Below are 10,824 nucleotides of genomic sequence, written 5' to 3'. Positions count from 1 at the left end.
CAGCAGGGTGACGGTGGTCGCGCCACGCACCCGGATCGACGTGGCTTTGCCGGCTGACGTCGCGGTGGCGGACCTGCTGCCCATGCTGTTGGAGATGGCGAAGGAGGCGACGCCGGACGGCGGCGCCCGCCACGGCGGCTGGGCACTCGCGAAGCTGGGCGACGCGCCGCTCGACCCGAGCCGGACCCTCGCGTCCCTCGGTGTCGTCGACGGCGAGCTCCTCCAGCTGCGCAAGCGCAACGAGAACCCGCCGCCTCCGCTGTACGACGACGTCGTCGACGCGATCGCCGAGTCGTCCCCGGACAGTTTCCGTCCGTGGACCAAGGAGACGGCGCGCCGCTTCGGGCACATCGCGGGCGGGCTGGCGCTGTTCTTCGCGGCACTCGCGCTCTTCACCAGCGGGTCGTTCTACGGCGGAAACGCACTCGCCGCCGCGATCGCGGGCGGTGTCGGCGCGATCGCATGCGTCGCGATCGGCGCGACACTGGCCAAGGCCTACAAGGCCGAAGCGACCGGCGTGCTGATCGCCGCGGCGGGCGGACTTCCGCTGGCCTTCGTCAGCGGCTTCTACATCGTGCCGGGGTTGTCCCTGTGGGCGAACCTGCTTCTCGCGAGCACTCTCGTGATCATCGTGGCGGCGGTCTGCATCCTCGTCATCGGGCACGGCATCACCACCTTCATCGCGGCCGCGACGACGGCCACGATCTCGGCGCTGACGTTCCTGGCCGCGACGCTCATCGACACTCCGATCGCCGGCATCTTGGCCGGCGCCACCGCGTTCTCTCTGGCGTGCATCTCGCTGCTGCCGCGCGCGACGATCAAACTCGCGGCCCTCCCGACGCCGCACGTGCCCGGTAGCGCCGAAGAGCTCAAGGAAGACTCAGGCTTCCCGGACTACCGCGCCATCGAACGCCGTACCGCGGTCGCGCACGAGTACATGACCGGCCTGCTGACCGGCTGCGGCGCGGCCACCGCGCTGTTCGCGATCATCGCCTCGACGTCTCCGTCGGTCTTCGGCCCGATTCTCGGCGTGATCGCCACGCTGGTCCTGCTCCTGCGGGCGCGGGCGTACGCGAACGGCGCGCAGGCGATCGCCCTCCTGACCACCGGCATGGTGTCCGGCGCGGGAATCCTGCTCGGCTGGATGTGGTCGGCGAGCCCGCTGAACCGCGTCCTGTTCGTGTTCGGCGCGCTGCTGCTGATCGGCGCCGGCGCGCTCGTGGTCGGCGTGATCTTCCCGAACCAGCGCTTCTCGCCGCCGCTGCGGCGGACCGTGGAGATCTTCGAGGCCATCTTCATCGCGACGGTGCTCCCGCTGGCGCTCGGCGTCATGGATCTCTACACGACGCTGCGCCACCTCAACTTCAAGTGACGACCCGATCGGATGATGCTCTGATGGCCGTAGCGCGGAAGTCCAGGGGGACGCGCGTCCGCCACATCGGCCTCGCCGGGCGTACCGGAACGGTGCTGCTGGCGGCCGGTATCGGTGTTCTCTCTCCGGCGTCGGTGGCGCTTCCCGCCTGGGCGCAGCAAAGCAGCGTCGCGGCGGACGCCGACGGCTACTTCGCGACCCCGCCTCCGGTGGACAAGTCGAAGAAGCCGGCGGACGAGGGCAAGCCGGACAAGAACTACGAGAAGAAGACCGAGTGCGTGCAGCGCAGCAAGCTCGGCGGCGACCAGGTCGACATCAAGAACCGTCCGTGGGGCCAGGAGTACCTGCAGATCGAAAAGGTGCACCAGCTGATGCGCGGCGCCACCCAGTCGGTCGGCGGAGGCGTCAAGGTCGCCGTGATCGACACCGGCGTCACCGCGCACCCGTACTTCGGAGGCCGTGTCGAATCGGGTGGTGACTACGTCGCGCCCCCCGGCGGCGGCAAGGCACCGGGGCTCGAGGACTGCGACGGCCACGGCACCGAGGTCGCGGGGATCATCGCCGCGAATCCGCCCGACGCGAGCATCGGGTTCCGGGGAGTAGCGCCCGACGCCACGATCCTGTCGATCCGTCAGTCAAGCCAGAACTACGAGGAAGCGGAGAAGAAGCCCGAGCCGCCGGCGTCCAGCGCCGCTCCGCCGTCTTCGCCGAACAATCCGGGATCCCAGCTTCCGCCGTCCTCACAGGGAAACGGTGCCGTCGGCGGCACCGCACCGGGTCAGGACAAGGGCGGGCGGCAGCAGGAACAGGGCAAGACCGCAGGCACGCTGAAGACGCTCGCGCAGGCCGTGGTCCGGGCCGTCGACAAGGGCGCCCAGGTGATCAACATGTCGGTCGACAACTGTCGTCGGGCGGACGGGAACATCACCCTCGGCGAGCAGCAGCTTCAGGCGGCGGTGAACTACGCCGTCGAGAACAACGTGGTCGTCGTCGCGGCGGCGGGCAACGTCGGTGAGAAATGCCCGCAGAACGATCAGCCGGACCCCAAGTCCCCCAAGATGATCGTCACGCCGCCGTGGTTCTCCGACGACGTCCTGTCGGTCGCGGCGATCGACGACACCGGCGGTGTCGCGGATTTCAGCGTCAACGGGCCGTGGGTCAGTGTCGCCGCTCCGGGCACCAAGATCATCTCGCTGGACCCGGCCGAAGGGTCGAGCAGCCTCGCCAACCTGACGATCGAGGGAAACGGGAAGCCCGGTGCCATCCAGGGCACCAGCTTCGCCGCGCCGTACGTCGCCGGGCTGGCCGCTCTCGTGCGGGCGAAGTTCCCGGGACTGCCGGCTCGTGACGTGATGAACCGGATCAAGGCGACGGCGCAGCATCCGGCCGCACCGGGCGGGCGGGACAACTTCGTCGGCTTCGGCGTCGTCGACCCGATCGCGGCGCTGACGGCGATCGTTCCGTCGGAGGCGGACAAGGCCAAGCCGGTCCCGCTGCCCGCGAATCTGCCGCCCGCGAACGACCGCGATCCGGCCCCGATGATCGTCGCGCTCGCCGGAACCGGTGGGGGCCTGGTGGCGCTGCTCGTCACGCTGTTCGTGGTCCACTCGGTCCGCCGCAACCGGCCGGCCGCCCCTGCCCGCAAAACCCCGTAGGCGTCGACTTTAGCGGGCTAAACGTGATCCGAGCGGGACTCGCCTCCGAGCCGCCCAGATCGCGGTTAGCCCGCTAAAGTCGCTCCGCCGCTGGGGGCCTACTTGGCGGGCTTGGGCTTCGGAGCGGGTTTCGCCGGAGCGTCGTCCTCGCCGATCACGGGCGGGACGACCTGGCCGGGCTCGCCGACCACGTCGGACGGTTTCGAAGCGGGCCGCGTCTTCGACTGGTGAGCCGTCTGGCCTCCCCCGCCCATGCCGCCCATCATGGGGGCCATCCCCATCGGCATCATCGCCGATCCCGCCCCGGCGACGCCCTGCCCATGGGCCGGAGCGGTCTGAACGGGCGCGACCTCCGGGATCGGGGCCTGGCCTTGCTCGATCAGCGGTTCCTGCGACCCGGTCTTCCTGCCGTCGGCCGAGGACGGCGACGTCGACTGTTCGTCCGACGCAGCGCCGGAATCCACCTCAGCGGCGGCCTTCTCCGGCACCGGCGCACCCGGCGCTTCGGAATCGTCGTGGAGTTTGAACTCGTCCTGCGGGTAGCGGTGGGCGATCTCGATGCTTCGCGAGCCGGCATCAGGATCATCGACGCCGTCGCAAAACCGCACGAAGCCCTCGAGGACGTCGCGCGCGGCTTCGTAGAGGGCTTTGGCCGACTCCTGCGCCTCCTCCAGCTGAGTTCGCGCGCGCCGGACGCCACCGACCGGCAGCATCGCGGTCTCGGAGGTCAGCTCCGCCGTGTCGACCAGGATCTCGACGAGGTCGGTCAGGATGCGACGGATCGACAACACCAGCTCGTCCAGCGAACCCGCCAGGGTGGTGAGGGCGTCTTCGACGTCGGAGCCCGCGGCGTTGATGTCCACGATGTACGTGACGAACGCGTCAGCGTCCTTGCCTGCCCACCCGGCGTCGAGGCGCCCGAGGTCCTCGGCAAGTTCTTTCGAAACGGTGCCCGAGGCCTTCGCCGCTTTCCGGAGCCGGTCCGCCTCGTCCTTCAAGTCCTCCCAGCGCCCCGCCAGCGGGGACAGGTAGGCCTCGACCGGATCGATCAGCCCCAGATGGCCGGACAGTTCCGAAACGAAGGCGAGATGCGGCGCAGCGGCCTCGACCAGCTCCTCACCACCCGAGCCCGGCGCGTTTAGCGGGCTAAACGCGCTCTGGGGCGCCACGGGAGCGGCAGCCGAACGGGCGGCCGCCATCGGGTGCGGGAGGGAATCCGTCGGGTTCTCCGATTCGGCGATCATGCGGTTCAGAGCTCCACGGCGCGCTTGATCATCTGCGCGGCCTCGTCGTCGTGCCCGGCATGCCGCGCGGTCACCGTGTGCAGGGCCTCGGACGCCGACCTCAGCGCGGCCGCGCCTTCCACCAGCTGACGTCGGATGGCCTCCGCCGCGCGCCCGTAGGACGCGCCGAGGCCCAGTTCCTCACCCAACGTTCCGTGGGACTCGACGGTGACACCGTCCCCGGTCACGTCCGTGGCCGCCAGCTCGAGCTCTCCGGCGGCCACGTCCACCCGCTTCGCATAGTCACCGACGACGACGCCGTCGATCTTCAGGCCGGCCACTGCACCCTCCACTCACCCGATACCGCTTGGGCGTTGAGACGCTCGCGCCGTCCGGCGGGTTCCCGCGATCAGTTACCCGCCGGAGCCTGCTGCGATTGCGTGGCGACCGAACCGGCCCGGTCGTCGATCGGCACGGTGTCGAACGTCCGGAGCACGTCCTGCGTGTTCAGCGAAGCGCCGGTGGGCAGGATCCTGATGATCGACTCCGGCGCGGGCACCCGCTTGTTGAGCCCGATCGAGTCCGCCGTCACCGCATCGGGGACGCCGTAACGGATCCCCCGATCGGAGATCAGCTGGATCGGTCCCTTGTCGAAGGTCTCCTTGCCGGTCGCCGACTGGACGACGGCCGCGAAACCGGGCTCCATGAAGAAGCTGTTGATCGGGGCGCCCACCGGGCCGGGAGTGCCGATCTTGACGCCGGGCGCGGAACCGTCGGCGTTCCTGCCCTTCGGCAGCTTGTCGTCGACGAACACCGCCGTGTGCCCGTCCCGGTTGGAGCCGTCGCCCGTGATGGACCAGCTCAGGCACGAGACCCGGGAACCCTGGGTCGCGTTGAGCACCGTCGGCACCGTCTGGGGGTAGGCGTCGAGTTCGACGACCTGGGAGACCCGCGTGAGGTTGCGGATCTTGCCCAGCGGCACGGACATGACCGAAGTGCTGCCGTCGTTCTTCCCGGTCTGCACGATGTCCGCGACGGCCGGGGAAATGGGCTGGATCCCTTCCTTCGTGATGAGGTAGAAGTCCTTCCGCCCTTCGGCCTGTTCGGTGGAGAAGACGTCGCCGACCTTCATGCCTTCGATTTCGAAGTTGGGGGTCTCGCCGTCCCCGGGGACGGTCGGGAGCTTCAGCTCCGGCACCTCGGGAATCGCGTCGAGCAGCCCCTGGGAGATACCGCGGGGCTGGTCGGACAGCTTCAGCGCGGAACGGACGGCGCTCGCGTCCGGCTTGATCTCGGCCTTGACCGCGTTCGCGTTCCGGAGGTTGGGATCCGGCCTCTGCCGGTAGATCAGGTACTCCCTGCCGTTGGCGCCCTTGGCGAGCAACGCCTCGTTCTGGCCGAGTTCGCGGTTCCCGAGCTGTTTCACACCCGCGTAGACGGTCGTCTCCGTCTTCGACAGATCCGGCTGGGGCACCGACGGGTCGTACATGACCTCGTCGCACACGCCCCAGTCCGCGGAGACACGCTGGCTTTCCGTCGGCATCAGCTGCGGGCCGTTCGGAATGCCCATGAGCTGACCGCGGGGAATGTTCTTCAGCTGTTCGTCCGAGACGACTGTGGGGTTCTTCACTTCGGAGGCCTGCGTCGGCCCGGAAGGCTTGGCCCCCGCCTGCTGCGCCCCTTGTTTCGACTGCGCGATGATCAGCAGCCGCGCGGACGCGAGGTTGAAGGTCGGAATCAGTTTCTTCGGGTTCCCGGCCACGACGTACACCGTTCCGGATTGCTCGCCGATGACGATGTTTCCCGCGTCCGGCACGGACGGCTTCGGGCTCAGCAGGCCCCAGATGACGAAGACCAGGACGCCCAGCGCGGCCAGCACGACCCCCACGATGGTGGCCCGCGTGTGCGTGCGCATCGGGTCGTGGAGCATGACGGCGTCGCGACGGACCAGCGCGGATTGCATCCGTCGCAGAACGAACTGATAAGCCTGAACTTGAGACTTAGTAGTCGGTGTTGATGGCATTCTCGACCTACAGTCCTCCCCGTCGCGGTACGGTTCCGCAGGATAGCCGTACGGGGACCGTCTGGTGTGGGGTTTCTACCAACTCCAGCTAGTGTCAAGTTCCTCGGGACCGGCTTTCCGGGTACGCAGCACGCACGAGGGGAAGAGAAAGCGCGGATGTCCGTCACCACTCCTCCACGTCCGCCCGGCCCTCCGGGGCCGCAACCTCCTGGTCGTCCGCCGGGACCGCCGCCAAGGCCCGGCAGACCGGGTGGTCCGGGCGGCCCGGCCGGAGGCCCGGGAGGTCCCGGAGTTCCTCGCGGTCCCGGCGGCCCTGGAGGGCCTGGCGGACCGCAGGGTCCTGGCGGCCCCGGTGGCCCGGGAGGCCCGGGAGGCCCGGGAGGCCCCAAGGGTCCCGGCGGGCCTGGTGGCCCAGGGGGTCCTGGTGGCCCGGGGGGTCCTGGTGGGCCTGGTGGCCCGGGCGGTCCTCCGTCCGGTGGCCCCGGCCCGCAGTCCGGCCCTCCGCCCGCTCCAGCGGCGCGGATCGCCGCGCCGACGGCGCGCCGGACCGGCGGGATCAACCTCGGCCCGCTCCCGGTGGCGAACCTGGTCGTGCTCGAACTCGGGCTCGCGATCGGCCTCGTCCTGCTCGCGATCAACATGAAGCTCAAGTACGTCGCGATCGGCGTGCTCGGGGTCGCGATCATCATCGCGTTCCTGCGCTGGGGCGGCCGCTGGTTCACCCAATGGGCCGGGCTCACCCTGCGGTACATGTTCCGTTCACACGATCGTGTGGCGAATCCGCTTCCGCCGAGCAGCATCGAGTCGCTCGCCGCCGAAGAGGACGCCGTCACCGGCCCTGACGACGCCCGGGTGAACCTGCTTCGCCTCGCCGTTCCCGATCTCGTCGTCGCGCACGGTGTGGACCACGAACGTCAGCAGGTCGGCCTCGCGTGGAACGACGGGACGTGGACCGCCGTCCTGCTCGTCGAACCCGCGCCCGCGCTGATCACCCAGGCGGGTGGCGCGCCGAGCCTGCCGCTGTCCGCGCTCGCGCCGTGCCTCGAAGACCGCGGTGTGGTCCTCGACTCGATCCAGATGATCTGGCACTGCTACCCGGGCAGCGCCGCGCTTCCGTCGGACTCTCCGGCCCTCAGCTCTTACATGGAGGTGCTCGGCCCGCTGCCCGCTGCCGCGCGGCGGACTACGTGGGTCGCCATCCGGCTCGACCCGCGCCGGTGCCCGGCCGCCATCCGCGAACGTGGCGGCGGCGTCGTCGGTGCGCATCGCGCGCTGATCGGCGCGCTGTCGCGGGTGCGCAACGCCTTGGAGTCGCAAGGCGTGCCGACCCGGCCGCTCGATCCGGACGAGCTGCTGCGGTCCAGCATTTCGGCCGCGGAGCTGACCGCGGTCGCCGGCTCGCAGGGGAAGGTCGGCCTGCAGGAGCGCTGGACCGGCGTCACCGCGGCGGGCATCGGGCACGCGAGCTACGCGATCACCAGCTGGCCGAAGGGCAAGATCAGCGGCAGCCTGAACGCGCTGACCAGTGTCCGCGCGTTGTCGGCGACGGTGGCGATGTCGATCTCGCCGTCCGCCGACGAAGGCAAGATCGGCCTTCGGGGAATCGTTCGACTGAGCGCGCGGAATCCCCGTGAACTGGACGCCGCCGACCAGCGGCTGCAGGGCATCTCGGACCGGCTGGGAGTGGCGTTGACGCCGCTGCGCGGCCTGCAGATCTCCGGGTTCTCCGCGACTTTGCCGATCGGAGGCACGGCATGAGCACCCGCATGCGCGATGCCGGCCAGAGCGCCGGTGTCGCCCCGGAATTCACCGTCGACCCGGCGATGCTCGATGCGATCAGCCCTTCCGGTGATCGCGGCGGGATCGTCCTCGGCTCCGGGCTCAAGGGCGAGCCGCTGACGATCTCCGCGCTGCGCTCGGCGCCGACCCGGATCGTGCTCGTCGGTGGCCTGTACCTGGCTCGTCAGGTGGCGCTGCGCGCGATGGCGGTCGGGGCGTGGGTCGTCGTGGCGACCGGACGTCCGGCCGCGTGGCAGGTTCTTCCGCAGGCCGCGGGAAATCAGCCCAACGGCAGGCCTTCGCCGCTGGTGCAGATCCGGCGGCTGTCGCCGGTGGACCTCCCGCGCCCGTCCGAGGACGCGCCGCTGCTGGTCGTGACCGACGGGGGGCCGACCCCGCAGGACCTGTTCCCGCCGCGGTCGCCGTGGCAGACGACGGTCTACGTGCTGCCGTACCTGCATCCGCAGGCCGGGGCGACCGCGAACGCGGCCGACCTCGTGCTGATGCAGCGGCTCCCGCCGGGCCAGGCCGAACTCGCCGCGCGAATCTGGCGGCTCCCGCCCCAGATGATGAAGCAGCTCACGACGTTGAAAGACGACCAGGTCGTCGCTCTGGGCCGAAACCTCTGGCGCCCTCTTCGCCTGGTAACCACGGCGAAAGAGCAGCAGATCCTGGGCCCCGTACGCCGCGGCGACTAATCCGACGCGGCGACTTTAGCGGGCTAACCGCGCTCTGCGGGGGCACTGTCCATATCGGACAGTGCCCCCGTCTTGCGTCTGCCGCGCGTCGCGTTTAGGCCGCTAAAGTCGACCTGGGCGTGGGGTTTAGGCGTCAAGAGGGAATCGCGCAGGCTGTGGATAAGCCGGGGGTTGTGGATAAATCGCCCCCGAGAGGCAGTGACGGCCGTGCCTTGTCGGTCTTGTCGATCACCGTGTCGGCATGACCAAGCCTTACGATTCATCTCACCTCCCCGAAGTCTTCCGCGGCTCAGACGCACGCAAGGCGGGCCTGATCACGGCCAGCCGTCTGCGTGGCCCGAGCGTCCGGCGACTGTTCCAGGACGTCTACACGCGCGCTGACGTCGAAGTCACGCATGAACTACGGTGCCGCGGGGCCGCGTTACTGGCACCGCCGGAAGCCGTGCTGACCGGGCGATCGGCCGCGACCGTCCAGGGCGTCCAGCTGGCCAAGCCCCATGATCCGGTCGAGATGGTCGTACCGGAGAAACAACGCTTCGGCCCGATCGTCGGTATCAAGATTCGGCGGACCGAGGTCAAACCCGAAGAATCGAGGCCGTGGAACGGAATTCGCATCGCGCGGAGAAGTCGAATCGCACTGGACCTGCTCCTCCGGCTTTCTCCTCGCAAATCCGGATGGGTACGACGGCTCCGCATCGGCGTCCCCGATCTGGACCAGTTCATGAGAGCCGAAAAACTGACCGACCTGCACCTCAATGGAGAGTTCTACGGTCGCCGCAATCGAGGAATCCGCTTGGCCAGGCACGCTTTGCGCCTCTCCGACCCTCGCGCGGAGTCGCCTCCGGAATCGGAACTGCGGATCGTGCTGGCCGCCGGCGGCATTACCGCGACACCCCAGCTCGAGGTCTTCTCCCGAACTGGTCATTTCGTCGCTCGTCTCGACCTCGGCGACGAGACGTACCGGGTCGCCATCGAATACGACGGCCGATGGCACAACACTCCAAAGCAACGAGCCCACGATCGCAAACGGCGAAGACGGGCGGAGGCCGAGGGCTGGCGTTTCGTCATCGTCACCGCGGATGACCTGGCGAACGACTTCAAAGGCATCGTCGAGGCCGTCTGGCAGGCCCGCCGAGGCGCGTTTAGCCCGCTAACCGCGCCGCGGCCGGATCAGGAGGAGGTGCGCATGGCCCGCGTTTGATCCGCACGGGCGGCGAGTTCGTTGTCCGGCGGGTAGTCGACGGCCATCAGCGTCAGGCCGTGTGCGGGAGCGACAGCGCTGTCACGCGTCCGGCTCTCCAGAACGTCGCCGGGCCAATCGAGCGGACGACGGCCGTCGCCGACCAAGAGCAGGGCCCCCACGAGGCTACGCACCATCGAATGGCAGAACGCGTCAGCGGAGACCGCGACCTCGACCGCGTACGGACCGGTCCGCCGCCATTCGAGCCGCTGCAGCTCGCGAATGGTCGTCCCGCCTTCACGCTGCTTACAGAAGGCCGCGAAGTCCTGAAGCCCCAAGAGAGCCGACGACGCCTCGTTCATCGCATCGACCGAGAGCGGACGGGGCCAGGCCAGGGTGTCGTGACGCCGCAACGGATCCACGCCCCATGGCGCATCCGAAACACGGTAAAGGTAGTGACGCCGCACGGCCGAGAACCGCGCGTCGAACCCAGGCGCCGCGACCCGGGCATCCAACACCCGCACGTCCCCCGGCAGGTACCGATTCCAGCGGTGACGCATCCGCCCCAGGTCAGGAATGCCCTGCTCGTCCACTTCCAGGCGACCGGATCGCGTTTTGCCCCCTAAAGGCGACACGTCGACGTGGACCACCTGGCCGGACGCGTGCACACCGGCGTCGGTGCGGCCGGCGACGACGACGGACTTCGGGACCGAGGCTCCTGGGGGCTGCTTCGCGAGCGCCTCTTCGAGGACTCCCTGCACCGTGCGCCGCCCGGGCTGCCGTGCCCAGCCGGAGAAATCGGTGCCGTCGTAGGCGACATCCAGACGCAGACGAACGAGCCCGCCCTCCGCAGTGGGAGTGGCGGGCTCGTCCGGGGTGTTCGGTGCCGTCAGG

The 10,824-nt window shown here is 69.5% G+C and carries 9 protein-coding genes; 5 read left to right on the top strand and 4 right to left on the bottom strand.

The features are described 5' to 3' along the window. The first annotated feature begins 7 nt into the window (after positions 1–7). Both eccD and mycP read left to right on the top strand, forming a co-directional pair. On the top strand, positions 8–1,372 hold the full coding sequence (gene eccD / locus DL990_RS07230) for a type VII secretion integral membrane protein EccD (RefSeq protein WP_125798209.1): 1,365 nt from the start codon (positions 8–10) through the stop codon (positions 1,370–1,372). Positions 1,373–1,395: 23 nt separating this feature from the next. Then, positions 1,396–3,027 carry a type VII secretion-associated serine protease mycosin gene (mycP, locus tag DL990_RS07225; RefSeq protein WP_125788834.1) on the top strand — a complete coding sequence of 544 codons (1,632 nt, stop codon included), beginning with the start codon at positions 1,396–1,398 and terminating at the stop codon, positions 3,025–3,027. A gap of 98 nt (positions 3,028–3,125) precedes the next feature. On the opposite strand, the gene DL990_RS07220 is transcribed toward mycP, so the two are convergent. From DL990_RS07220 to eccB, 3 genes are all read right to left on the bottom strand, one after another. Further along, positions 3,126–4,271, bottom strand: coding sequence for a WXG100 family type VII secretion target (locus DL990_RS07220; RefSeq protein WP_125798208.1), 1,146 nt, complete (start codon positions 4,269–4,271; stop codon positions 3,126–3,128). A gap of 5 nt (positions 4,272–4,276) precedes the next feature. Continuing rightward, positions 4,277–4,591 (bottom strand): hypothetical protein, encoded by a 315-nt coding sequence (locus DL990_RS07215; RefSeq protein WP_125788832.1) that lies wholly within the window; start codon positions 4,589–4,591, stop codon positions 4,277–4,279. Between the two features lie 68 nt (positions 4,592–4,659). Further along, on the bottom strand, positions 4,660–6,273 hold the full coding sequence (gene eccB / locus DL990_RS07210) for a type VII secretion protein EccB (RefSeq protein ID WP_125798207.1): 1,614 nt from the start codon (positions 6,271–6,273) through the stop codon (positions 4,660–4,662). A 576-nt stretch (positions 6,274–6,849) separates the two neighbouring features. On the opposite strand from eccB, the gene eccE reads away from it, so the two are divergent. From eccE to DL990_RS07190, 3 genes are all read left to right on the top strand, one after another. After that, on the top strand, positions 6,850–8,031 hold the full coding sequence (gene eccE, locus DL990_RS07200; RefSeq protein ID WP_199746244.1) for a type VII secretion protein EccE: 1,182 nt from the start codon (positions 6,850–6,852) through the stop codon (positions 8,029–8,031). After that, complete coding sequence (locus DL990_RS07195; protein ID WP_125788830.1) at positions 8,028–8,750, top strand: hypothetical protein; 723 nt, start codon at positions 8,028–8,030, stop codon at positions 8,748–8,750. The genes eccE and DL990_RS07195 overlap by 4 nt, the downstream gene beginning before the upstream one ends. A gap of 241 nt (positions 8,751–8,991) precedes the next feature. Continuing rightward, positions 8,992–9,951, top strand: a complete 960-nt coding sequence (locus DL990_RS07190; protein WP_125798206.1) for an endonuclease domain-containing protein — start codon at positions 8,992–8,994, stop codon at positions 9,949–9,951. Here the strand turns inward: DL990_RS07190 and truA are convergent. Further along, the gene (gene truA, locus DL990_RS07185) at positions 9,921–10,754 is read right to left on the bottom strand and encodes a tRNA pseudouridine(38-40) synthase TruA (protein ID WP_125798465.1); all 834 of its coding nucleotides are present in this window, start codon (positions 10,752–10,754) and stop codon (positions 9,921–9,923) included. The two genes, DL990_RS07190 and truA, sit on opposite strands and share 31 nt — an antisense overlap. Between the last annotated feature and the right edge of the window lie 70 nt (positions 10,755–10,824).

Origin of the sequence: Amycolatopsis sp. WAC 01416 (assembly GCF_003947485.1) — a bacterium.
Lineage (GTDB): Bacteria > Actinomycetota > Actinomycetes > Mycobacteriales > Pseudonocardiaceae > Amycolatopsis.
This window is presented reverse-complemented; position numbering and strand designations above follow the sequence as displayed.

What these genes read in the sequence shown, in the direction of transcription:
- mycP (WP_125788834.1), top strand. Translation starts at nt 1,396, where the DNA reads ATGGCCGTAGCGCGGAAGTCCAGGGGGACGCGCGTCCGCCACATCGGC.
- DL990_RS07220 (WP_125798208.1), bottom strand. Translation starts at nt 4,271, where the DNA reads ATGATCGCCGAATCGGAGAACCCGACGGATTCCCTCCCGCACCCGATG.
- eccB (WP_125798207.1), bottom strand. Translation starts at nt 6,273, where the DNA reads ATGCCATCAACACCGACTACTAAGTCTCAAGTTCAGGCTTATCAGTTC.
- DL990_RS07195 (WP_125788830.1), top strand. Translation starts at nt 8,028, where the DNA reads ATGAGCACCCGCATGCGCGATGCCGGCCAGAGCGCCGGTGTCGCCCCG.
- DL990_RS07190 (WP_125798206.1), top strand. Translation starts at nt 8,992, where the DNA reads ATGACCAAGCCTTACGATTCATCTCACCTCCCCGAAGTCTTCCGCGGC.